The 24,055-nt window shown below is 57.1% G+C and carries 18 protein-coding genes; 7 read left to right on the forward strand and 11 right to left on the reverse strand.

The annotated features are described in order from the left end of the window. Positions 1 to 63: 63 nt before the first annotated feature. Positions 64 to 639, reverse strand: a complete 576-nt coding sequence (locus AC0V6L_RS06695) for a thiamine phosphate synthase (RefSeq protein ID WP_486153541.1) — start codon at positions 637 to 639, stop codon at positions 64 to 66. Between AC0V6L_RS06695 and AC0V6L_RS06700 the strand changes: the two genes are divergently transcribed. Together AC0V6L_RS06700 and AC0V6L_RS06705 are read left to right on the forward strand one after the other, a co-directional pair. Then, the gene (locus AC0V6L_RS06700; protein ID WP_486153542.1) at positions 623 to 1,285 is read left to right on the forward strand and encodes a YggS family pyridoxal phosphate-dependent enzyme; all 663 of its coding nucleotides are present in this window, start codon (positions 623 to 625) and stop codon (positions 1,283 to 1,285) included. The genes AC0V6L_RS06695 and AC0V6L_RS06700 overlap by 17 nt on opposite strands. Next, on the forward strand, positions 1,282 to 1,737 hold the full coding sequence (locus AC0V6L_RS06705; protein ID WP_486153543.1) for a hypothetical protein: 456 nt from the start codon (positions 1,282 to 1,284) through the stop codon (positions 1,735 to 1,737). Before AC0V6L_RS06700 ends, AC0V6L_RS06705 begins: the two co-directional genes overlap by 4 nt. 56 nt (positions 1,738 to 1,793) lie before the next feature. Here the strand turns inward: AC0V6L_RS06705 and AC0V6L_RS06710 are convergent, their stop codons facing one another. The 3 genes from AC0V6L_RS06710 to AC0V6L_RS06720 form a co-directional block, all read right to left on the reverse strand. Next, positions 1,794 to 4,502 (reverse strand): TonB-dependent receptor plug domain-containing protein, encoded by a 2,709-nt coding sequence (locus tag AC0V6L_RS06710; protein WP_486153544.1) that lies wholly within the window; start codon positions 4,500 to 4,502, stop codon positions 1,794 to 1,796. A 256-nt stretch (positions 4,503 to 4,758) separates the two neighbouring features. Then, positions 4,759 to 7,518, reverse strand: a complete 2,760-nt coding sequence (locus AC0V6L_RS06715; RefSeq protein ID WP_486153545.1) for a [protein-PII] uridylyltransferase — start codon at positions 7,516 to 7,518, stop codon at positions 4,759 to 4,761. 39 nt (positions 7,519 to 7,557) lie between these two features. Further along, on the reverse strand, positions 7,558 to 9,276 hold the full coding sequence (locus AC0V6L_RS06720) for a class I adenylate-forming enzyme family protein (protein WP_486153546.1): 1,719 nt from the start codon (positions 9,274 to 9,276) through the stop codon (positions 7,558 to 7,560). A gap of 210 nt (positions 9,277 to 9,486) precedes the next feature. Between AC0V6L_RS06720 and lgt the strand changes: the two genes are divergently transcribed. The 3 genes from lgt (at position 9,487) to AC0V6L_RS06735 (ending at position 12,947) form a co-directional block, all read left to right on the forward strand. Then, complete coding sequence (gene lgt, locus AC0V6L_RS06725) at positions 9,487 to 10,398, forward strand: prolipoprotein diacylglyceryl transferase (RefSeq protein WP_486153547.1); 912 nt, start codon at positions 9,487 to 9,489, stop codon at positions 10,396 to 10,398. Beyond that, the gene (locus AC0V6L_RS06730) at positions 10,293 to 12,440 is read left to right on the forward strand and encodes a class I SAM-dependent methyltransferase (RefSeq protein ID WP_486153548.1); all 2,148 of its coding nucleotides are present in this window, start codon (positions 10,293 to 10,295) and stop codon (positions 12,438 to 12,440) included. The genes lgt and AC0V6L_RS06730 overlap by 106 nt, the downstream gene beginning before the upstream one ends. 75 nt (positions 12,441 to 12,515) lie before the next feature. After that, positions 12,516 to 12,947 (forward strand): DUF2147 domain-containing protein, encoded by a 432-nt coding sequence (locus AC0V6L_RS06735; protein WP_486153549.1) that lies wholly within the window; start codon positions 12,516 to 12,518, stop codon positions 12,945 to 12,947. A gap of 21 nt (positions 12,948 to 12,968) precedes the next feature. Here AC0V6L_RS06735 and AC0V6L_RS06740 read toward each other — a convergent pair whose 3' ends face one another. From AC0V6L_RS06740 to AC0V6L_RS06750, 3 genes are all read right to left on the reverse strand, one after another. Next, entirely contained in the window at positions 12,969 to 14,507 is a 1,539-nt protein-coding gene (locus tag AC0V6L_RS06740) for an ABC transporter permease/substrate-binding protein (RefSeq protein WP_486153550.1), read from the reverse strand. After that, positions 14,507 to 15,277, reverse strand: a complete 771-nt coding sequence (locus tag AC0V6L_RS06745; protein ID WP_486153551.1) for an ATP-binding cassette domain-containing protein — start codon at positions 15,275 to 15,277, stop codon at positions 14,507 to 14,509. Before AC0V6L_RS06745 ends, AC0V6L_RS06740 begins: the two co-directional genes overlap by 1 nt. Before the next feature lie 105 nt (positions 15,278 to 15,382). Beyond that, on the reverse strand, positions 15,383 to 16,816 hold the full coding sequence (locus tag AC0V6L_RS06750) for a sensor histidine kinase (protein WP_486153552.1): 1,434 nt from the start codon (positions 16,814 to 16,816) through the stop codon (positions 15,383 to 15,385). A 173-nt stretch (positions 16,817 to 16,989) separates the two neighbouring features. Between AC0V6L_RS06750 and AC0V6L_RS06755 the strand changes: the two genes are divergently transcribed. Both AC0V6L_RS06755 and AC0V6L_RS06760 read left to right on the forward strand, forming a co-directional pair. Continuing rightward, positions 16,990 to 17,619: a lysophospholipid acyltransferase family protein gene (locus tag AC0V6L_RS06755; RefSeq protein WP_486149468.1), complete on the forward strand. Its 630-nt coding sequence runs from the start codon at positions 16,990 to 16,992 to the stop codon at positions 17,617 to 17,619. Positions 17,620 to 17,728: 109 nt separating this feature from the next. After that, the gene (locus tag AC0V6L_RS06760; protein ID WP_486153553.1) at positions 17,729 to 18,367 is read left to right on the forward strand and encodes a hypothetical protein; all 639 of its coding nucleotides are present in this window, start codon (positions 17,729 to 17,731) and stop codon (positions 18,365 to 18,367) included. Positions 18,368 to 18,387: 20 nt separating this feature from the next. On the opposite strand, the gene AC0V6L_RS06765 is transcribed toward AC0V6L_RS06760, so the two are convergent. The 4 genes from AC0V6L_RS06765 to AC0V6L_RS06780 form a co-directional block, all read right to left on the reverse strand. Further along, a complete protein-coding gene (locus tag AC0V6L_RS06765; protein WP_486153554.1) occupies positions 18,388 to 19,176 on the reverse strand; it encodes a M50 family metallopeptidase in 789 nt (262 codons plus the stop codon). Between the two features lie 2 nt (positions 19,177 to 19,178). Next, entirely contained in the window at positions 19,179 to 20,363 is a 1,185-nt protein-coding gene (locus tag AC0V6L_RS06770; RefSeq protein WP_486153555.1) for an AI-2E family transporter, read from the reverse strand. Between the two features lie 77 nt (positions 20,364 to 20,440). Further along, complete coding sequence (gene gyrB / locus AC0V6L_RS06775) at positions 20,441 to 22,999, reverse strand: DNA topoisomerase (ATP-hydrolyzing) subunit B (protein ID WP_486153556.1); 2,559 nt, start codon at positions 22,997 to 22,999, stop codon at positions 20,441 to 20,443. Positions 23,000 to 23,163: 164 nt separating this feature from the next. After that, positions 23,164 to 23,952: a PIG-L family deacetylase gene (locus tag AC0V6L_RS06780; RefSeq protein ID WP_486153557.1), complete on the reverse strand. Its 789-nt coding sequence runs from the start codon at positions 23,950 to 23,952 to the stop codon at positions 23,164 to 23,166. Positions 23,953 to 24,055: the final 103 nt, after the last annotated feature.

The following is a 24,055-nucleotide window of genomic DNA, read 5'->3' on the forward strand; positions in this document are numbered from 1 at the left end:
TGTGTTGGGGGATGATTGGGCGCGGTTTGTCGGTTGGCTTCGGCTCGTTCAGCGCGCTCGCCGTCAGCATAATCCGTCAATCGCCGCCCAGCGGCTCCATCGCAGCCTGCGCGCCTGTCCGTATGACATACCGCCCAAAGCGATCACCGGCATAGCGGCCTTGCGGGCGAGGAGCCGAAAACGCGCTGGCCCAAGCACTGCGGCGCCCGGATGCGAACGGGTAGCGAAAATTGGTGAGATCAGCGCTGCATCTACACCAAATCGGTTCGCCAATGCCAATTCGCGCATGTCATGCACGGTCGCGAAGCGCAGCAGGCCGCGGCGCCGGGGGTATAAAGCACGCGGCGCGCCATATACACCGTCCGCGCCCCATTCGCGCGCTGTAAGACCGCTATCGGCGAGGATAACCCAGTGCCCACAAGCCCGCGCTATGCGTCGCAGATGCTCAAAACGGACCCATCTTTCAGCATCGCTCAGGTGATAATGGCGATAGATGAACCCGCTGCCGCGCGGCATTGTGCGCAATGCCAGCTCAAGGCTTTCGTCGTTTCGCTCATCCGAAATCAGCCATAGGGAAGGGAGGGTCTGGTCTTGACGCACGCCCGCGTTATAGCGCTTGGCCATGGAAAATGCAGCCACTCGTCTCGCCAGCGTCAAAGAGAACATCGCGCGCATTTGCAAACCTGCGCGGCGCAAACTCGAAGAGGTTACGTTGATCGCGGTGAGCAAAACGCATGCTGCAGAGAAAATCGCGCCAGTGCTCGAAACTGGCCACCGCATCTTCGGCGAAAACCGCGTGCAGGAAGCGCAAAGCAAATGGCCGGCTTTGCGTGAGCGTTTCCCCAGTACCCAGCTGCACCTTATCGGCCAATTGCAATCGAACAAAGCGGACGAAGCGGTCGCGATGTTCGATGTGATTCACTCCTTGGACCGGCCCAGCCTGCTTAAAGCGCTCGCCAAGGCGATGAATAAGGCTGGCAAGCAAGTGCCGTGCTTTGTTCAGGTCAATATTGGAGATGAGGACCAGAAAGGTGGTTGCCGCATAGCAGATCTACCGCAATTTCTGGGGCAAACGCGCGATGCCGATGTGCCCGTTGCAGGTCTCATGTGCCTTCCGCCCGCAGGCATTGAGCCTGCGCCATTCTTTGCCTTTCTCGCCAAGCTTGCACGGGACAACGGGGTTAAGGGCCTGTCGATGGGAATGAGCGGCGATTATGAAACTGCCGTTCAATTGGGCGCGACCCATGTGCGCGTGGGTACCGCGCTGTTTGGCGAACGCGGGTGAGCGATCCGTTTGAGCGGTTTGCGCAAAAATGGCTCCCACCATTGCGCGATCATGCGAGCACGGCATTTGAATATGCTGCGCTTACCGAGCGCTGCGGCACGCATTGCGATGTGGCGGACCGGTTTGTTGTCTTGCTTGGACTCAAACCCATAGGGTTCAATTGGGAATTGCTGGACGCGTCAGGGGATCTTCATCAGCGCCGGTCGGCAGCGGCGCAGATTACTGAGGCGCTTTCCCATGATATCCTCAATCCATCGCAGCCCTGGTTAGCGAGGGATGCGGCTTACACTTGTGCACGCGCATTTCTCGACCTGTTTGATCCGGCGCAATTGACCGTCATCTCAAATCGCTATGACGGGTTATGGAACCCTATCAGCGGAGCATCGAGCGAATGGGGCTTTGTTGGCTATGACGATAAATGCATCGCGCTTTTGCTGATCGCTGAACCATAAAAAAGGGCGCCCGCATTGCTGCGAGCGCCCTTTTTCGATGTCTAGTCTGCGACGTTTTAGAATTCGCCAGTGAGGCCCACAGTGAACAGCGCGCCGCGCGGATCATGGACCCGGCTGTCAAACCCGCCATTGGTTGCAACGCGCGGCGCGGTCACATCAAAGATGTTGCGCGCACCAACGGTCAATTGAAGCAACCTGTCGCGATCAAAGAACTCGTTGATCGCAACGCTGTATTGCACATCGACCCGGAAATCGCTGTCGATATCCGCGCCGCCGTTTTGGTCGTCCTGATAGCTGTCGATATAACGGCCAAAGATGTTGAGCGCATGAGCGCCCGCTTCAAATTGCAATCCGGCGTTGAACCGCAGTTCAGGGGTGGGAGAACCAAAATTGGTGAAGTTGCGATTGCCCGCGCCTTCAATGACTGGCCCACCGACTGTGGTCTGCAAGTTGTAATCAAAGACGTAATTGCCTTCAAAGCTGGGCGTGATCGTCGCAAAATCAGCATCGATTGCATAGCGGATTGAAAAATCGACGCCCGATGTCTCGACGCTGGCTGCATTCACATAGCTGTTATTGACCTGGATGATCGTGCCAGCCGGGCTGCGGATGACGTCGGGGCCATTAGGGTCAGCATTCACGATGGATTGGGGCGCTGTTTGTACAATCGCACCGTCAAATTCGAAATTGTAGTAATCCGCGCTGATTTCCAGGCCGTTAAGCGGGCTCAAAGTAAAGCCGAGATTATACGCGGTCGAATCTTCGGGAACGAGATTTGGGTTACCCACTGCTCGCACCGCAACAAACGCGTTCGCGCCGCCATTATTGGGATCGGACACCTGCTGAAGTGTTGTCGATTGCCCTTGCAGTTGGAATGTTGATGGCGCGCGGAAAGATGTGGCGAACGAACCGCGCAGCGATATCCAATCGGCCGGGCGAAGAAGCAGGGCAATCTTGGGATCGACCGTGCTGCCGCCCTGATCGCCATAATCTTCATAACGCAAGGCCAGCTGGACATCAGCCCAATCAGCCACCGGGATATTCATCTCGCCAAACACCGCATAAACGTCCTGGCCGCCGTCAAAGGCTTGCTCACCGATCAGGAAGGCAAAACCATCATTGGCAGAGATATTGTCGAAGCTGGCTGAGATACGCTGATCACGATATTGCGCGCCAATCGCGATGCCAACCGGGCCAGACGGCAATTCAAACAAGTCGCCAGACACGAAGCCTTCAACAACAAACAGCTCGGCTTCGCGGTTGGAAACGGAGAATTCGGTGATGTAGTCAAGCAAGGCTGCATTGGTGTTGCCACCACCTGCCAACGCAGAGGCAAACGGGTCAAAGAACGTGCCATCAGCAGGGATGGTCGCACCATTGGCAATCAGGAATGGATTGTTGGCCGTACAATCAAGACCGGTTGCCGCGTTAAAGGCGGGCGACGCGTTAAACCCGCGCAATGCGCAGGCGAAGCGATCTCGCACCGTGTCTTCTGTGTTTCCAGAAAAATCATTGTCGGCGAAAGTCAGGCTGACATTCCACAAACCGTTGGCAAGAAGCCCATCAAAATCGCCTTCCAATGTGCTGGAGACGCGGAATGTTTCTGAAGTAAACAGTGCAGGCGACACTTCGCCGCCCGTACCGCTGGCCCGGCCAAAAAAGACGACATCTGCGCCAAAAATGTTGTTCGGGTTAAAGGTTGGGACGACCGCCTGACCCAATTGCAGGAACGGGAATGTGGGTGAGTTGCCGCGCCGGGCTTCGTTATCGGCATAGCTTATCTCGGCGCTGAAACGCACGCTGTCGGACAAGTCAGCTTTGGCAGAAATGAATGCGGTGATGCGCTCTTCTTCGGGGACAAGGTTGAAAAACTCGCCAAAGTCAAAGCGGCACAGACCCACATCGGGTACGCCGGCCGGGGTGGCGGAGATCACATCGGCGATACCGCCTGCTTGGGCACAGCCTGGATCAAGCACGGGGGCGCTGGCTGGAAAGCCGGGCACGCCAAAGAATGAACCGGGATTGCCAAGCGCAGATGTGTCATCGCCCAGAAATGTTGGCGTGCCATCTGCTGCAAATTCCGGGCCGCGCGACAACCGGCGCTCGGCTGTCGTCAAAGGGGAACGGTCCACGTAGCTGATCGCACCCACCAGATTGAAATCGCCGACTTCGAAACCGGCAAGCGCCTGGATGTTGTATTCCGAATAATCGCCTGTGCCCAAATGTTCGGTGTATTCGCCCGAAACGAGCAGACCTTCATAGTCGCTGCGCGTGATGAAGTTTACCACGCCTGCAACCGCGTCCGAGCCATAAAGCGAAGATGCACCATCTTTCAGAATTTCGACGCGTTCTACCGCGATCAGAGGCACGAGCGAGCTGGTGTCGACAAAGTTGATGCCGTCATTGGTGGGAGCCGATGACAGGGTTTGACGCTTGCCATTGAGCAGGATCAGCGTGGACGCCACACCAAGACCGCGCAGGTTGATATTGGACGTGCCGGTTGTGCCACCTTGCGTAAAGGCATCGGGGTTGTTTTGCGCGCCGCTGTTGATTGTGAGCGATTGCGCGATTTCGCCGATATTCTGCGCTCCGATATCGGAAATCGCTTCGCTGCCGATCGTGGCGAGAGGTGATGCCAGGTCACCTTGAGACTGACGGCGAATGCGCGAACCTGTGACGAGGATTTGATTACCGCCATCATCATCGCTAGCCTGTGCATCGCTGGTGATCGTTTCCTGCTGCTGCGCAAGAGCGGGAGCAGACATAACCAGCGCAATCGAAGCGCATGACAAACTAAACGCAGATTTAGCGTGAACCATCAGGGTATCCTCATCCGTAGAGTTGCAAGTTCCACACTTTGTGCGGTGACTTAAAGGTAGGTTTCTTCCGCTCGTAACCTTAACAAGCCTTTACGAATCTACGCGTACTGGCTGAATCGCGCCAGTTCATTGGCGATGAGACCGCCGAATGCGGTAGCGATGTATCCCTTTTGCAACTTACTTTAACCCAGCAATATCTGGTTTACGCTTGCTCCAATTCTTCCTGCTTTTCATCGCTTGCCGCGCTGATGAGCTCCGCCTCGATTTCGGCAAGCCGGGCTGGCGCTGTTACCTTTGCACCTGTCAGGTCCGTTACATAAAACGTATCCGCCGCGCTTTCGCCATAAGCGGTGATGTGAGCGGACTGGACGATCAGGTTCGATTGATACAGCGCATAGGCAAGCCGGTTGAGCAGCGCAGCGCGGTCCCGCGCGGTTACTTCGATCACCGTGTAGTGATTGCTGGCCGTGTTATCGAAATTGACGCGGGTTTCGACATCGAAAGTCTTCGCGCGTGAATGGCTGAGCGGCTTGGCAGCCAGCTTGGGCACCAATTCGATTTTGGCCATCAGTGCATCGGCAATGGCTTTCTTCAGCCGTTCAATCTGCGAGGCCTCGCGGAAGGGTTGGCCAAGCTGGTCCTGGACCAGAAAATTGTCGAATGCATAGCCGTTTTGCGCGGTGTGAATGCGCGCATCCAGAATGTTGGCGCCCGCCAGATGAATGCCGCCGGCTATCCGGTAAAACAAACCGGGGTGATCGGGCGCGATAATGCTGACCAGAGTGGCACCGCGTTCTTCATCGACATCGCAATGCACGGAAAGGTGCCCATTCTCGCGCTGGGCGGCTTCGTATTGCAACAGATTGCTGGCGATAATGTCTTCAGGCTCCGCAATCCAATAGGCATCGGCCATCAAATCGCCGATATCGCTGACAAGGTGTGACTGCGCGCCAAGCGCCTCGGAAACCGCGGCTTTCTTGGCCGCCACATTTTCATCGCGCCCCCGCCGCATATGACCAAGCCGCAGCCGTTCCTGCGCAGCGTCATACAATTCGCCCAGCAATTGCCCTTTCCAGCTGTTCCAGGTGCCGGGACCAACGGCGCGGATGTCAACCGCAGTCAGCAATGCCAGATTGCGCAGCCGTTCGAGTGTTCGGACTTCTGCGACAAAATCCTCAATGGTTTTGGGGTCAGTGAGATCGCGTTTTTGCGCGGTTGAGCTCATCAAAAGGTGATGCAGCACCAGCCATGCGACCAGATCGGTTTCCTTGGCATCCAGGCCAAAGCGGGGGCACAATTTGTAAGCCACCTCAGCGCCCAGCACCGAATGATCCCCGCCGCGCCCTTTGGCGATATCGTGCAACAGAACCGCGACATAGATTGCTCTGCGTGACGCCACTTTGTGGATTTGCTTCGCACCGCGCGGGTGATCCTTATTCAGTAGGCCCCGCTCTATCTGAGACAGCAAGCCGATGGCACGGATCGTGTGTTCATCCACGGTGTAGTGGTGGTACATATCGAACTGCATCTGCGCATTGACGCGCCCGAAATCAGGGACGAAACGCCCGAAAACGCCGGCCTCGTTCATCCAGCGCAGCGCCGTTTCTGGATCCTTGCGCCCGGCGAGCAGATCGAGAAACAGCGCATTGGCGCGTTTGTCTTTGCGCACTTTGGCTGTGATAAGCTTAGTATCCCGGCCTGCTTGCCGCATCGTATCGGGATGCACTTCGAGGCCTTCTGCCTCGGCGAGCTGAAAAACCTCGATCAACCGCACCGGATCATCGGCAAACCAGCTGTCGCCTGGCGCGCGGATACGGCCAGCCTCAACAACATAGCCCTTAAGCTTGCGCGGCTTCTGGTTCCAGCCAGCGAAGAAACCGCTCATTACCCTGGGCTTGGGCATGGCCTCATCGAGATGCGACAGAAACACGCCCGTCAGACTGCCCACGCGCTTTGCCTGCATGAAGTAATATTGCATGAAGCGTTCAACCGCGCTTTTGCCCGGGCGTTCGGCAAAATTCATCGCTTCGGCGACTTGCCGCTGAAGATCAAATGTCAGGCGATCCTCAGCCCGGTCAGTGATGATGTGCATATGGCAGCGCACCGCGAGCAAGAACCCTTCTGCGCGGCGGAAACTGCGGTATTCTGCCGGCGTAAACAGGCCGATATCCACCAATTGCGCAGCTGTTTCTGCCCGGTGGGTGTATTTGCCGATCCAGTAAAGCGTTTGCAGATCGCGAAGGCCGCCTTTGCCTTCTTTCACATTGGGTTCCACGACATAGCGGCTGTCGCCCATGCGTTTGTGGCGCTGGTTGCGCTCTTCCAGCTTTTCCGTGAGGAACTGGCGTTCGCTCCCGCGCGCAATCTCGCTCCAGAAACGCTGGCGCGCTTCTTCGTAAATGTCAGCGTCCCCCCAGACGAGGCGCGATTCCAGCAAAGCGGTTCTGATGGTCAGATCCTCTTTCGCCATGCGCGTGGTATCGGCGATAGTGCGGCTGGAATGGCCCACTTTCAGGCCCAAATCCCACATAAGATACAGCATCGCCTCGATCACCTGTTCGCACCAGGGCGCGCGCCGCATCGGAGTGATAAAGGCGATATCAACATCAGAATGAGGCGCCATTTCAGCGCGGCCATATCCGCCAACCGCAAGAATGGCGAAACGTTCGGCTGCGGTGGGGTTGCTGGCAGGAAACAGGTAACTCGCCGCGTAATCGTAAATCAGGCGGATAAGCTGATCGGTCAGGAACGAATAGCCAAGCGTGCATTCATGGCCCGCCGATGGTTTTTGCGAAAGCCGGTGCGCCAATTCCGTGCGCCCCGCATCAAGCGCGCCGCGCAGCAATTCGAGCACGGCCGGGCGGGCGCTATCCTTTTGAGCCGCTGCGATTTGCGCGATCTGTTCGGCCAAAGCGCGCCGGTCAATGATTGCCCGCTGACGGGGGACACGGGTTATTGCCATCAATGGTCCCCCTTATTGGAGCGGAAAATGCGGGCGAGATTACGCCGATGAAAGCTGCTTTGTGTAAGCTTCGCGCAGGGATTTCTTGTCAATCTTTTGCGTGCCCAGGCGCGGCAGAGTTTCGGTCACCACCCAAATATGCTCTTCCAGCGGCACTTTAAACGGAGCAATGCGCGACAATAGAAATTCGCGCAGATCAGATGCTGCCATCGCATCGCGGCCCTCTTTCACGCGGAACACCGCAGCGGGAACTTCGCCCATTCGGTCATCGGGCAGGCCGAACACGGAACATTCGGCGATGTCATTGTGGGCATAGACGGCATCTTCAACTTCGATGCACGAAATGTTCTCGCCGCCGCGAATGATGATGTCTTTCTTGCGATCGACGATGAACAGATAGTCGTCCTCGTCCAGATAGCCCAGATCGCCCGTCCGGAAGAACTGATCGGCAGTAAAGGCGCCGGCGGTCGCTTCTTCGTTGTTCCAATACCCACGGAAATTGGCGACGGAGCGGATGCAGACCTCGCCGACCGCGCCCTGCTCCAGCTGATTGCCATCATCATCAAGGATCGCCACTTCGACAATGGGCTGTGATGCGCGCCCGGTTGATCCCGGTTTGGCCAGATAGTTTTCGTTAAAATTGCCGCAGCCCACTGCATTGGTTTCGGTAAGGCCATAGCCCAGCAGCGGAAAGCCGCCGGGAAACGCCTCTTTGATCTTGGTTACATGCTCAAGCGGGCGCGGCGCGCCGCCTGCGGCAAAGCTTTTGCAAGCTGACAGGTCGTATTTTTCGCGGTTGGGATGAGTCGCGATTTCATAGCTCATCAAAGGCACACCCACGAAATAAGTGACCTTTTCCTCCGCCATCAATCGCAGCGCTTCTTCGCCATCCCATTTGGGCATCAACACCAGTTTGCGCGCGATCGCATAGGACTGGAGGAACAATGGCACTTCGCCTGTTACGTGGAATAGGGGCACAGCAACCAGCGCGCATGGCTGCGCGCTCATATCTTCGCCTTGTTTTTCCAGCAGGACCTTGGCCATGGCGCTTTGCGCGACATAGCTCATCACGCCTGCAACAACGCCGCGATGATCGGACCAAGCCCCTTTGGACTGGCCGGTTGATCCCGATGTATAAAGAATAGAGGCCAGATCATCAGGGCCAAGCTGGCCCAGCATGGCCATTGCTACAGAGGGATTGTCTGCATCCGGCATAGCCCAGACATTGGCCAATCCGTCAGCGGGCGCGGTGTGATCCATCATCACCAGCTGCGCGCAATGGTCCTGACCTTCGAGCCGCTTGGCCCGGCCTGCATCGACCAGCACTGCTTTGCATTCAGCCAGGCGAATACCGTAAGCCAGCTCCTCGCCAGACCAGAAACCGTTAAGCAGCGTAGCGCACCCGCCGGCCATCACGATGCCCATGTAAGCGATCATCCAATTGGCTGAATTGCGCGCGGCAATCCCGACGCGGTCACCTTTTTGGATGTCATGCTTGGTGGCCAGCCCCTGTGCCACGCACACCGCCGCTTGATAGGTTTCGCCAAATGTCAGGCGGATATCGCCATCCACCAGAAACGGCACGTCCTTGTGTTCATTACAGAAATGCGCGAAATAATGCGCCATTGTTGGCGGAGCCATCGCAAAAGCGGGCACGCTGGTGCCGTCCCGATCAAACGGCACTGTGGCAAACGGCATGCCTTCTTTCGTCAATTCGCCAATGATTGCCTCAAGCGCATTATCCAGCTGAGTGGGCATATGTTTCTCTCTCCTGTAAATCCCATTTGTGCTTGTGTGCTTTTAGGCACATTTGCACTGACGTATTGTGCTTGCGTGATCTTTACTCAGCATGCCCGTGTACCTGCCTTGGCAGAGGTGGGCTTTCCCCTGGCTTCATGCTGTGCCAAGAGCCAAATTAAAGATCACGCTGCAAATGCCGCGTTGCCAAGCTAATAAGAGGTAATATCAGTGCTGTCACTACTTGCTGCAAGCGCGGATGCGGCTGCTCCGCTGATGTGGTCGGATTACAGTTTGGGACCGGCTTTGTTCAAAATCGGCTGGTTTGAGCTTAGGTATTATTCGCTCGCATATCTGATCGGGGTCGTATTTGCCTATTGGCATCTGTCGAAATCGATCAAGGCACCCGGCGCACCCATGGCGCAGCGGCACGCAGATGATTTGTTTTTCTATTGCACGTTGGGCGTGATTATCGGCGGGAGGCTGGGTTACGCCGCATTCTACACGGGCGGGGCGGCTGACACCCCAAGCGTCTTCACCGATTTTACCGGCGACAGCTTCCTTAAATGGAAATTGCTCGAAGTGTGGGAAGGCGGCATGGCGTTTCATGGCGGCGTGATTGGCGTTGTTTTGGCCATCACCTTTGTCTGCTGGCGCGGCAAATTGTCGTTCTTGCGAGTCTGTGATTACATCGCGATCACCTATCCGCTGGGCCATTTGCTGGGGCGGCTTGCCAATTTCAACAATGGCGAATTGTGGGGACGCGCAACCGATGTATCCTGGGCCATGGTCTTTCCCAGTGGCGGCGACATCGCGCGCCATCCCAGTCAATTGTATCAGGCCACTCTTGAAGGCTTGATACCGTTTCTTGTGTTGATGTTTATGTTTTGGAAAACCCGCGCACGCTATCGTCCTGGATTGCTGGTGGGGGTGTTTACCCTGATGATGGGCATTGCCCGTTTCGTGAATGAATTCTTCCGCGAGCCTGACAGTCAATTGTCAGACTTTGCTGTGCAAACTGGACTATCGATGGGCCAATGGCTGACAATACCGCTGATCGTGATTGGATTGATTGTAACGCTCTACGCGCTGACTCGCGGACCAGTGGGGACGGGGGCGGCGAGCAATCCGCACACGGCGTAATCAGCGCTTTTGCCGGGGCCAAAGATGATGCCCATGCGTGGGCGCCAGCGGGTCTGTGCCTGATTGAGCCGGACGGGAGCGTCACCGAAATCCCGCTGGAGCCGGCTTTCGCAAATGTTGGACCGAAGGCCGGATCGGCAACCAAGAAAGCCGAAAAGGACAAAGACGCGCGGCTGAAAGCCGAAGCGGCTGAGAAACGCGAGGCTGAAGAGCAGGCGAAACGCGAAGCCGAGGCCAAAGCCAGGCGGGAGGCTGAGGAAAAAGCGGAGCGAGAGGCTCAAAAGAAGGCCGAGGCCAAAGCCAAGCAAGAAGCCGAAAGGCGCGCGCGCGAGGCGGCGGAAGAAGAAGCTCGCCGGGCTACTGAGGTCAAAGCAAAGAAAGAAGCCGAGGAAAAAGCCCGCCTGAAAGCAGAGGCCGAAGCTGCCGAGAAGGCTCGCCGCGAGGCTGAAGAAAAAGCGCGCAAAGCGGCGGAAGCCAAAGCTAAAAAAGAGGCGGAAGAAAAAGCGAAGCGCGAAGCAGAAGAGCGCGCCCGCAAGGAAGCTGAGGAAAAAGCCCGCCGCGAGGCGGAGGAAAAAGCCAAACGCGAAGCGGAAGCCAAGGCCAAGCGCGAGGCGGAAGCCAAAGCCAAACGCGAGGCGAAAGCCAAGGCCAAATGTGAAGCCGAAGCCAAAGCCAAGCGCGAGGCCGAAGCGAGGGAGCGCGCTGAGAAAGAGGCAGCTGCCAAGGCGAAAGCTGAAGAAAAAGAGCGCAAGAAAGCGGAAGCCGCTGCAGCCGCCGCTGCCGCGGCCAAAGCGGCGGAAGAGAAAAAGGTCAAGGAGGCCGCCCGAGCCGAGGCCGCCGCTAAGAAAAAAGCCGCCGCTGAGGAGAAGGCCCGGAAGGAGGCCGAAAAGGCCGCTGCGGAAAAAGCTGCGGCAGAAAAGGCCGCCGCAGAAGAGGCTGCCCTAGAAAAGGCCTCGCTAGAAAATGCCAAGGCAGATGAGGCCGAAGCCAAAGCGAAAGCCGAGAATCTGGGCGATACGTTCCGCCGCCTGATCCGCGAAACCGGTCCCATCAGCCTCGCGCATTACATGGCCGAGAGCAATGCGCGCTATTACACCAGCCGTGATCCGCTAGGCGAGACGGGCGATTTCATCACCGCGCCCGAAATCAGTCAGATGTTTGGCGAACTCATTGGATTGTGGCTGGCGGATCTGTGGGTCAAAATGGGCTCTGCTGAGCGTATTCATCTGGTTGAGCTTGGCCCTGGGCGCGGCACTTTGATGAAAGATATTTTGCGCACTTCGAGCCGCTATGGCTTTAACCCGCAATTGCATTTCGTTGAAACTTCGATGGAACTGCGCAAAATTCAGCGCTCCGAATTTCCGCAAGTGCAGTTTCACGATGATTTGTCGAGCCTGCCTGAAGATCGCCCGCTGCTGATTGTCGCGAACGAATTTTTCGATGCGCTGCCGATTCATCAGCTGGTGCGCTCTGCACAGGGCTGGCATGAACGCATGGTGGGCCTTGATGATGACCGGCTGGTGTTTGTTGCCGGCGACAAGCCGATGGACGATGTTGTCCCGCCAAGCTGGAAAAGCGCAAGCCAGGGCACCATGATTGAAACCAGCCCGGCGGCAACCGCCGTTATGACCGAAATAGCGACCCGCTTGACCAATCAGGGCGGGGCCGCGCTAATCATCGATTACGGCTCGCTTGAACTGCGCGCGGGGTCGACCCTGCAAGCGCTTAAGGAGCACAAGAAAGTCGATCCGCTCAATCATCCCGGCCTTGCTGATCTGACCGCGCATGTCGATTTTGAACTTTTGGGGCAGGTTGCGCAAAAGAACGGCGCCGAAGTTATGGGCCTGCAAATGCAGGGGGAATGGCTGCGGCAAATGGGGATTGATACCCGGACCGAAGCTTTGCAGCGCAAGAACCCTGGCGAGGCAGACAAAGTGCAGCGCCAGCGCGACCGCTTGGTCGAAGATGGCGGCATGGGAGTTTTGTTCAAAGTGCTTGGCATATGCGGCAGGCGCTGGCCTATCGGCCATGGCTTTGATTAGCGCCGGGATGCATCGGTGTAACCCACCGCGCCGATTGCGCGTATATAAGCCGGAACACAAAAAATGAGGTGATGTATGCGCGCGCGGATATTGGCTGGATTTATGAGCGCAATGGCCGCGTTCTTTGTAAGCGCAGCGCCCGCTTTGGCGGCGGAACCGATCAATGGGCGCTGGGTGACGCAGGATAAGGATGCGGTGGTTGTAATCTCAAAATGCGGCAAAACGACCTGCGGCAAAATTGCGCGTTTTCTCATCACACCGCCCGATGGTCAGGATCAGCGCGATATCTACAATCCTGATCCCAAGAAGAAGAAGCGCAAATTGCTCGGATTGCCCGTCCTGAGCGGCTTCAAAGAAGAAGCATCGCTTTGGCGCGGCCAGATTTATGATCCCAATACCGGCAAAAGCTATCGGTCTGTCCTGCGCCGTAAGGGGCCGAATACACTCGAGGTAAAAGGGTGTATTGGGCCGTTTTGTCAGACGCAAATCTGGCGCCGGGCGAAATAGTTCGGCCGCAAAGGCTGCGCGTTAGAGGCCGATCCGCGTGGCGAGTTCCTCCGCTGCGCGTTTGGGCGACATTTTGCCATCATCTTCGCGGTCCACGGCAAAGTTTGCCTCGCGCATGGCTTCTACCGATATTGCGCCGATCAGCGGCTCTAGCGCTGCGACCAGCTTTTCATCTTCGGCAATGCGGGGTGACATCATCAGCATCGCATCATAGCTGGGCAATGCCTCACGCGGGTCATCCAGCACAACCAGCCGATCAGCGGCAATCCGCCCGTCAGATGTGTAAGCGCTGATCGCGTCAGCTTCGCCCGATTTCAGCGCGTTATACATGAATGTGGGCGAGAAATTGCGAGTTTCGCCCACTTTGAGGCCGTAAGCATCGCGCACATTGATCCACTCGGGCCGCTCAAAAAATTCAGGATCCCCGCCTATCGTCAGCCGCCCGGCAATCGGCACCAGATCTTCCAGCGAAGTGACGCCCAGTTCAGCTGCCCGGTCCTGCCGCATCGCAAAAGCATAGGCGTTTTCAAAGCCAAGCCTGCCCAAGACGCGCACGCCATTGGTTTCGCGGTCCCATTGGACAATGTCCTCATACATTTGATCGCGCGGCACCTGATCGGTGCGCTTCATCTCATTGGTCCAGATCGTGCCGGTATAATCAACCGAGATATCAATATTGGACGAGGCAAGCGCGGAATGGACGACGGCTGATCCCAGCCCATCGCGATATTCAACGGCGTATCCTGCATCCTCCAACCGCGCGCCGATCAATTGGGCCAGGATATATTGCTCGGAAAACTGCTTGGACGCGATCACGATGGCATCATCGTTCTTGCTGCCCGATTGATAAGCAAAGGCTGCGGCAAGCCCAAGGGCCACGGCCAGCATGCCGCCATAATATTGCCATTTGCGGCGGGCGGCGAGGCCCTTTTCAACGAGGCCCAGCAGCATATCCGCAATAAGCGCCAGACAGGCACTGGCAAAGCAACCGGCCAGCACCAGCGCCCAGTTTTGCGTTTGCAATCCGGCAAAGATCGGATCGCCAAGGCTGGGCTGGCCGATTGTCGTTGAAAGCGTCGCGGCCCCGATGGTCCATACGCTGGCTGTGCGAATACCGGCCATGATGAAAGGCGCAGACAATGGCGCTTCGACCAGAGTGAGTTTTTGCCAGCTTGTCATGCCCACGCCGTCGGCTGCTTCAAGCACGCCGGGATCAAGATTGGCCTGCGCGGTGACAGCGTTTCGCAGGATCGGGAGCAGCGCGTACAGCGCCAATGCGAGAAGAGCAGGCAAAAATCCCAGAGTGGGTAGGCCTTCACCAAACACCGCGCGAAGGGACAGCAGGATTGGGAAGAACAACGCCAGCAAAGCCAGAGCAGGGATCGTCTGGACAAGGCTGGCAAATCCAAGCGCGATGCGCGCCACTGCGGCTGACCGGCTGGCCCAGACCGCCAGCGGCAAAGCCACCGCAATGCCAAGACCAATCGCGCTTGCTGCCAGCACGATATGCGCTGCCAGCTTGTCGCCGAGGCCCAGCAATATCTCGCCAAAGCTTTCCACTAGGCGCTGCTTTCCATCAATTTGAGCTTGGCCGCCTGTTGCCGCGGGACTGCGACCAGACCTTGAGCGATATCGCCGCCTTTCCCGGCGAGCAATTCGCGCGCGGTGCAATCGGCGACCAGATGGCCAGCATCCATCACCAGCACTCTGTCGGCCAGCAGCAAAGCTTCGGCCATGTCATGGGTGACCATGATAGTGGTGAGGCCCAATGTCTCGTGTAGTTCGCGCACTTTTTCGCCCAGAGCATCGCGGGTGATGGGATCAAGCGCGCCAAAGGGTTCGTCCATCAACAGCAGTTCTGGATCACCTGCCAGCGCGCGCGCAACGCCGACACGTTGGCGCTGGCCGCCGGACAGTGCATCGGGCATGCGGTGCGCCATCGCAGGCTCAAGCTCCACCAGCTGCAAAAGCTCAGCGATGCGCGCGTCTGACAAGGTTTCGCCCGCAAGCTTTGGTCCTATGGCGATGTTTTCGCCCACGCTGAAATGCGGGAACAGGCCGATGCCCTGAAACACATAGCCGACGCGGCGGCGCAGAGTGGACGGCCGAAAGCCCGTCACATCCTCGCCTGCGAAAAGCACGCGTCCACCGGTGGGCACAACCAACGTGTTCACCATTTTGAGCAAAGTTGACTTGCCTGATCCTGATGCGCCGACAAGCGCAACAAACGATCCCTTTTCGATATCGCAGGATATGCCGCCAACCGCGATGACGTCACCTGCCGGGCCATAGCGCCGCTCGGTTTGGTCAAAGGTCAAAAGGGCGGGCATTGAAGGTTTAGCGCTCTATCCGGTTGCGCGGAATTGTGATGGAGACATGCAGGCCTCCCTCTTCCCATTCGCGTTCGATGATCCCGCCCAGTTGGTTGCCAATCGTCATTTCGATGAGCCGGGTGCCAAAACCTTTGGACAAGGGCGGCTTAAACGCTGGCCCCCGCTTTCGCGCCAATGGATGGTGACAGCGTCGTCGCCCGTCTTGCTAACAATGTCGCCCTCAATGTTGATTGCGACCTGGCCTTCAGGCGCGCTGAACGCGCCATATTTGGCGGAATTGGTCGCCAATTCGTGGAACACCAATGCAAGCGGAGTGGACGCTTTGCGGCCCGCTTTTATGTTTCCGCCGGAAATGGTCACAACATCAGAGCCCGGCACGCCGTAAGGTGCCATTAGCAATTCCAGAAGGCTTGTGAGCTTGTAATCGTCGAGCTGTTCCGCCTTGAGCGAGAAATCCTGCGCGCGGGAAAGGGCAAGGATATTGTCCGCCATGTCTTTGCCAAACGCTTCGACCTTGTCATCGCCGCGCGCGCGCAAAGTGATGAGCCCGGTGACGACCGCAAAGATGTTCTTGATCCGGTGGGCCAACTCGCCTGCCAGCAATTCGCGTTCTTGCGAGATCCGGTAGCGATCATCAATATCTGTCAAAGTGCCAAACCAGCGCGCGGTGGCGGGATCATCGGTTGATGGCACCGCGCGCGAGATGACCCAGCGATAGCTGCCATCGGCTTGGCGCAATCGCCATTCATCTTCGAAGAAAGAAGCGGTTTCAAGCGCTTCTCCGAATTTGACCAAGCTCGCTTCGAAATCTTCCGGATGGATGACTTCGCGCCAGTCTTCGATTGTTTGGCGCGGGGGCAAGCCGGTGACTTCGGTAAAGCGGGCGTTGAAGTAATCCCATTTGGGGCCGGGCGCTGCTGACCAGGCGATATCGGGCACGCTATCCAGCATGAACTGCAGCCGATCAGCGCCGGTCTTTATTTCAGCGATTGAGCGTGCCGCTTCGCGGTGGGCTTCGATGCGGCGTTTGACGCTTTGCGCCAAAACCCACAAGCCTTCGCGTTGCAATTCGCTCAGGCCTTCCGGGCGGGGTTCGACATCGGTCACGCATAACGCGCCCAAAGGTGCGCCTTCGGTCGATATCAGCGGGGCGCCTGCGTAAAAGCGCAAATGCGCCTCGCCGGTTACCGATGTGAATTGAGCAAAGCGAGGATCAGCGGTGCAATCGGGCACCTCGAGAATGTCGCCCCCGGCCATGGCATGCGCGCACACGCTGATGGAGCGCGGAGTTTCGTTGCTGCTCATCCCTTCATGCGCGATAAAAACTTGCCGCTCGGCTTCGACAAGGCTGACTGCGGCAGAGGGCGCATCGCACAAATGGGCGGCAAACTGGCAAAGCTGTGCAAGCTCCGCATCGCCGTGCAGAACATCCAAGTCATAGCTGCCAAGGACGATCAGCCGATCATCTTCTGCACACAAAGCTGGATTGGGTGCCGCGCCTATTGGCCATGGGGTGGACGAGGGACGATCAAGCATGGCTTGTGACCTATGGCCATACAGGATTGCCTCAAGCGGTCAAATGTAGCGGGCTTGTTTGCAAATTTCGCATGAAAGCGGATTGTAAAACGCCATTGCGTTTGGGCAGCCAAACCGCTTTCCCTTGCGTAACTTGCGCTCTTAGGGCCATTAGAGAGGCCGGGGAGAGAAACTTGCTGCTTAATGAAACTCGCAAAGTGACTTTGCTGTCGCGAATTGTGCGCCGGATCATCATCGCCATCTGGCATTTTCGCGGGTGGCGCATCGAAGATCGCTTTCCCACTCACATCAAGAAATGCGTGATTGCAGGCGCTCCGCATACGACGGGGTGGGATTTTGTGTTCTTTGCCGGCGCGACGCATGAAGAGAAAGTGCGACCCAATTTTATGGGCAAACACACTTTGTTCGAAGGGATAATGCGCAATTTCATGCTCGATATGGGCGGCATCCCGGTGGACAAAACCAAACGATCAAGCGCAGTTGAGCAAGTGGCAGCGGAATATTCCAAACGCGAAGAGCTATCACTGGTGATCGCGGCTGAGGGCACACGCAAATCGGATGGCAAATGGAAATCAGGGTTTTACCACATTGCTCAGGCTGCTGGCGTGCCGATTGTGCCTGCCTATGCTGACAATGAAAACCGGGTCATCGGATTTGGCCCGCCCATGATCCCAACAGGCAATTACGGCGAAGATCTGCTCAAGCTTGCCCAGTGGTTTCGGTCAAAACTGCCCGATTATGAGCGGTATAAAGTGCTCGAACAACAAGCGCTCGCCATTATTGCGGGGCGCAACGACATCTAGGTTTAGGTTTGGGCTGCCCAACATTGCAGCGCACAAAAAAGCAGAACATGCCACTTTAAGCCTGCAATCAACGCTCCTATGTACGAAGCTACAGGAGGGTTCAGGCACGATGGCGCTGAGCGAACAAGACCGGCTGGAAGAACGCGCACGGATCGCCCAAATGGTGCTCGATCTGGTGAAAGAGCGCGGTTCAGAGGTGACCTACACCATGGCCGCATCTGAAAGCGGCCTGACGCGCGGACGGTTTGATCAGATTTTCGCTGATTATGACGATCTGTTCGATGCCATCGCCCAAAGATGGCTCCAACCGCATATCAGCATCATGGAAGATGTGGTCGCCGCTGACTTGCCTCCGCCGCGCAAAATGTATGAGTTTTTCTGCCAGCGCTTTGTCATTTCACGCGAACGGTTTCGCGCTGACCCGGAATTCTTCGCTATCGTGAATGAGATGGGAGCGGCCAATTTCGAACGGGTGCGATCCTATGTTGATCTGGCCGATCACTATACAAGCGAAATTATTGCGCAGGCGAAGGCGGACGGATATTTTGCCGGGCTTGAAATTGATGAGACGTTATCGCTGATCAATCAGATGCTGGGCAATTACACCATGCCCGATGCGCTGTTGCATCTGGGTGATAAGCTGACCGAACAAAAGTTGGCGCGTATTATTGATACGATCTTTATCGGATTGTCCGGCGAAACGGGCGATGGCTGTGTGGGTGTGAACACGCTAAAGGTCGCCTCCTGACCCGGAACTCAAGCGGGCCTCTAACGTGGCGGCTTTTGTTTGAATTGCAGCACATTGGCGGGCAGCTTGGTCGGCAATCCGCGCAGGCGTTTTTCGTTGAGCGCGTATTTCAGGCTGGCGAATACGCATGCAGCCGAAATCAAGACAATTAGACCGGCCCAAAACCAGTGAGGCAGGAACAGCGCAGCCTCAATCTGGCCAGTGTCGGACAGCATTGCCTGACCGCCAATCACGGCGCGCTCAGTGAACAGATAGTTGAAATCGCGCAGCATGCTCATCGCGGCGAGAACGCCCAGAAATTGCAGCGTGAACCGGGTCACCCCGGCAGGCGCGCGCCACGCAATGATGCAAAGAGCCACCGCGACCAGCGGCAAGACGGCATATCCGGTGGCAGAGCGAACATAGAGGATGACCGATGCCAAAATGGCGATTGCGGCAATCCACAAGGTTGGCCGCCACGCTTTGCGATGGGCGCTCGCCATGATCAGAGCGCAACCTGCGAGCACTGGCGCTAGCGGACCGCCAGCTGCAATAGCCGCGCCGACAAAGGCGGAACTGTTTGCATCCATCCGGCTAGTTGCAACGCCTGACCCATTTGAAAAAATCTCAAGCCGCACAAATTCTTGACCCAATGCAAGCGCGGTCAGGCCGTGGCCCATTTCGTGAAACCAGGTTGTGAGAATGGCGAAGGGGTAAGTAAGGTAAGTGCCAAACGGCAATGCCGGCAATGCCAGCACCACCACGACCGCGATCAGCAAGCGGCCAACCGCTTCACCCTGACTGCCCGGTTCTACCATGGATCCAGGCATGGTCAGGCGCGCTCGGTCTCAGCTGTCTGCTCGAAATCTTCGGGGCGTTCCTCGCGCGGCTCCTTGGGCGCTCTGCCATCGGAATCGACTCGCAATCTGTAGCGTTCGGCGGCTTCTTCATCTTGCGCGCGATGTTCTTGCAAAATGCCCCAGCTGGCAAGGAAAAGGCCAGCGACCAGCGGACCCAGAACGATGCCGGAAAACCCCGCGATGGAAATGCCGCCAAGAGTGGTGACCAGAATGATCCAGTCGGGAATGCCCGTATCACGGCCAACCAATATGGGGCGCAGGACATTATCAACCGAGCTGATAATCACTCCGCCGCCCACAAGGACGAAAATCCCCCATCCGGTCTCGCCTATAAACAGTAACCAAAGCCCGGCGGGCACCCAGACCAGCGCCGTGCCAACCGCCGGGATCAGGGCAAGAATGGCCATCAGCACGCCCAGCAGTAGCGGAGAAGGCACGCCTGCAATCCACAGCATGATGCCGCCCAAAGTGCCTTGAACCACTCCGACCACGCCTGATCCTTTGATGACAGCGCGCACAATGCCAAGAAACCGGTCTGCCAGCCGGTCTGCAATTTCGCGTTCAATCGGGGCGGAATGAAGGATGGTTTCGCCAATACGTTTGCCATCACGCAGAAGGAAGAACAGCACATATAGACCGATCGAAAAGCTCAAAACGAAACCCAAAGCGCCGCTGCCAATGCTGACGGCCTGGCTGGCGATCATGCCAGCGCTTTCGCCCAGCACACCTTGCAATTGGTCCTGCAGAACGGAGATGTCGGTCCAGCCATTATCCTCAATAAAACTTTGCGCACTGGCGGGCACCATCGCGTAGAAGCTGTTGAAGATCGCAACCAGATCAACAGGGTCTTGGCGCAAGGCGTTCACCACGCCCAGCGTTTCATTGACCACAATTGCACCAATCCAAAGCGCTGGCAGCAACACCGCTACAAAGATGATGAGGAGCGACAAAATCGCTGCTGGATTGCGGCGGCCGCCAAGCGTCTTCAAATTCCACCGATAGAGCGGCTGAAACATGATCGCAGCCAGCGTCGCCCACATCACTGGCCCGACAAATGGCCAGGCGACCCAGATAAACAGAACGGAAACGCCAGCAAGCAGAAGCAGAAAGCTCCAATGCTCCAGCGCGCTTGTATCGTTGGGTTCTTCAGCAGACATAGCGTGTTATTTCGGGCGCGCGATGGCGAAGATCAAGTGGCGATCATCCATCCTGATTTTGGCGTGCGATAAGCTGATTACACATCAAGGTTTGCCACATTGAGAGCGTTGTCCTGAATAAACTCGCGGCGCGGTTCGACGATATCACCCATCAACCGGGTGAAAATCTCGTCGGTTACATCGGCGTCTTCGACTTTCACCTGCAACAAAACGCGGTGTTCGGGATCAAGCGTGGTTTCCCACAATTGCTCGGCATTCATTTCGCCAAGACCTTTGTACCGGCTGATGGCCAGACCTTTGCGTCCGGCGGCGAAGACTGCATCAAGCAATTGGGTAGGCCGGGTGATTGCATCATCGCTGCTGATTACGGGGGCATCGTCGCCATCATCATTCGCGTCGTCTGCGGAGTTTTCAGCAGATGTCTCGGCGGGGGCTCCGCTGCCTTTGACAAGTTGCACGGGCCCTTCATAGGCATCGGCTTGCGGGCCTGCGAGGCCGTGCAATTTCAACGCTTCGGTGCTGGAAAGGAAGCGCGCTTCGATCTCGTGCACATCGGTGACGCCGCGCCAGATCCGGCTGAACCGGACACCGCCTGTGCTTTCGCCGCTTTCGATTATCTCAACGCTCCAGCGGGCTTCGGGATCGCCCATCTGCATGCGTGATGCGGTCAGCTCCAGAGCTGTGAACCGGTCAGATGGCGACAAAGCAGGATCAAGCGCGCCAGCCAGCGCCATCTGCTCAACGATTGCAGGGTCGTAACGCCGCGGGACAAAGCCAATCAGACTGCGCAATCGCAGCGCAGAATCGACCAAAGCGCGCAAATCTTCGCCCGATCGCGCGCCGCCTGCGGTTTCAAGCACGCGGCCCTGCAATCCGGCATCAACCAGATAGCGGTCCATCGCAGCCTCATCCTTAAGATAAACCTCGCTGCGGCCCTTGGAGACTTTATACAAAGGCGGCTGAGCGATAAACAGATGCCCCGCTTCGACCACATCGGGCATTTGCCGGTGGAAGAATGTGAGCAGCAATGTGCGGATATGCGCGCCGTCAACATCGGCGTCGGTCATGATGACGATCTTGTGATAGCGCAGTTTTTCCAGATCAAATTCTTCGCGAATGCCCGTGCCCATCGCCTGGATCAGCGTGCCAACCTCTTTGGACGAGATCACCCGGTCAAGCCGCGCGCGTTCCACATTCAGGATTTTACCCTTGAGCGGCAGGATCGCCTGAGTCTTGCGGTCACGCCCTTGCTTGGCAGAGCCGCCCGCTGAATCGCCCTCGACCAGGAACAGTTCGGATTTGGCCGGATCGCGTTCCTGACAATCGGCAAGTTTTCCGGGCAGCGAGGCAATGCTCATCGCGCCCTTGCGGCTCATTTCGCGAGCGCGCTTGGCCGCTTCGCGCGCTGCCGCGGCGTCGATGATCTTTTGGACGATGGATTTTGCATCAGCCGGATTTTCCTCCAGCCATTCGCTCATTTTCTCGCCCATCAGGCTTTCCAGCGGAGAACGCACTTCTGAGGAGACCAGCTTGTCTTTGGTTTGCGAGGAGAATTTGGGATCAGGCAGTTTTACACTGACAATCGCGGTCAGCCCCTCGCGCATATCCTCACCCGACAGCGACACTTTCTCTTTTTTCAAAAGACCCGAATTGGTCGCGTAATTGTTGAGCGTGCGGGTCAGCGCCGCGCGGAATGCCGCCAGATGCGTGCCGCCATCGCGCTGCGGGATGTTATTGGTGAATGTCAGGACGTTTTCGTAATAACTGTCATTCCATTGCAGCGCGACATCAATGCCAATCCCGTCCTTGTTCGCCGAGACCGAAATCGGCTCAGGGATCAGGGGTGATTTGTTGCGGTCAAGATATTTGACGAACGCACCAATGCCGCCTTCGTAAAACAGATCATGTTCCAGCACATCTTCGTGGCGTTTGTCGCGCAAAAGGATGCGCACGCCTGAGTTGAGGAACGCCAGCTCGCGGTAGCGGTGCTCAAGCTTGTCAAAATCATATTCGGTGACGTTTTTGAATGTGTCATTCGAATGGTGAAAGGTGACGCGCGTGCCTTTCTTAAAACCGTTTTCATCCGGGTTCTGATCGACTTTGGGTGCAGGCCCGCGCACTTCGAGACTGCCGGCCGCATCGCCATGTTCAAACCGCATCCAGTGCTCTTTGCCATCACGCCAGATCGTCAGCTCCAGCCATTCGGACAAGGCATTGACCACTGACACGCCCACGCCGTGAAGCCCGCCTGAAACCTTATAGGCGTTGTCATCAGAGGTGTTTTCAAACTTACCGCCTGCATGCAGCTGGGTCATGATAACCTCAGCAGCGGACACGCCCTCTTCCTTGTGCATGCCGACCGGAATGCCGCGGCCATTGTCCTCTACGGATACTGAGCCATCCGCGTTCAGTTCAATCAGCACCAGATCGCAATGCCCCGCCAAAGCTTCATCGATGGCGTTGTCTGACACCTCAAACACCATGTGATGCAGGCCTGACCCATCATCAGTGTCACCGATATACATGCCGGGCCGCTTGCGAACCGCATCAAGGCCTTTCAAAACCTTGATCTGATCGGCGCCATATTCGCCGTTCTGGCGGGTATTTTCTGAGCTTTCGGGGGTCTGTTCGTCCATAGCGATGATATAGGCGCAATGGCGCGATTACCCAAGCTATCATGGCTTAGGTGAGCGGGTTTTCCACCTTTTGTCTGGGCGGCCCGCGTTTCGGGCGCAATTGGGCTTGCTGCGTCCCAATTCGGGCCATGCAGCAAGGGCGGCGATCACAGCTTGCAGGCGGCTTAATTCAGTGGAGGAAAGGCCAGACGCAATTGCACCTGCCCGCGCCAAACCTGAGTGTTGAGCGTCAGGATCAGATTGTCGCGCATGGCCTGATCAAATTGGCTTTCATAACATTCAACCGCAATTTGCGCTGCATCCAGATCAGATGTGTCATAGCCGATCCTGTCGGTGATCAGCGCCGGATTGACCCCGCCCGATCCTTCAAAGCCGGGCAATTGCGCTGCCGCGTCGCCGGGCATGGCAAGGTAAAGCAGATCAGGCCGGCCTGTATCCATCCCCTGCACGGCCTGCGTTACCGCTGCTGATATCATGCGGTGATCGGCATGACCGGTCGCGCCGTCGGGGCCGAATGTCAAAACAGCCTTTGGAGAGGTAAGCCGGATCGCTTCACCAACATAAGAAACAAGCGTGCGCGCCGTGCTGCCGGGCAAATGCGCATCTTTGGCCAGTGTGCCATCACCCAGCCGCCAAAACTCCGGCGCATTCAATCCCAGGGCAAAGGCCGAGCAATTCGCCTCATCCTCGCGCAGTTTTGCAAGGTCAGGGCCGGGTTCAAGGCCGCTGAACCCTGGTCCTTGATCGCCGCTGGTCGCGAACATCACCGTCACCTCTCCGCCCGATTGAGCGATGCGTGACAGGGCAGGGGCAAGCATGATTTCATCATCGGGATGGGCCAGCAGCACCAAAAAGGATGGGGTCGGTTTCATCGAGGGAGGCGGCGGTGCGGTTTCGTCCTGTGCGCTTGCATGCGCACCGAGAACCAGCCCGAAAATCCCGGCGCACACCATGCCTAAGCCCCGTAAATATGCCGATAGATGTGCCCATGTATATGATCGCGTCATGCTTAAGGCCTCCTCGCCTTTTGCTCCTTGTGAAGGCCAAGCGTAAACA

The organism is Erythrobacter sp. JB1-15, assembly GCF_057365035.1.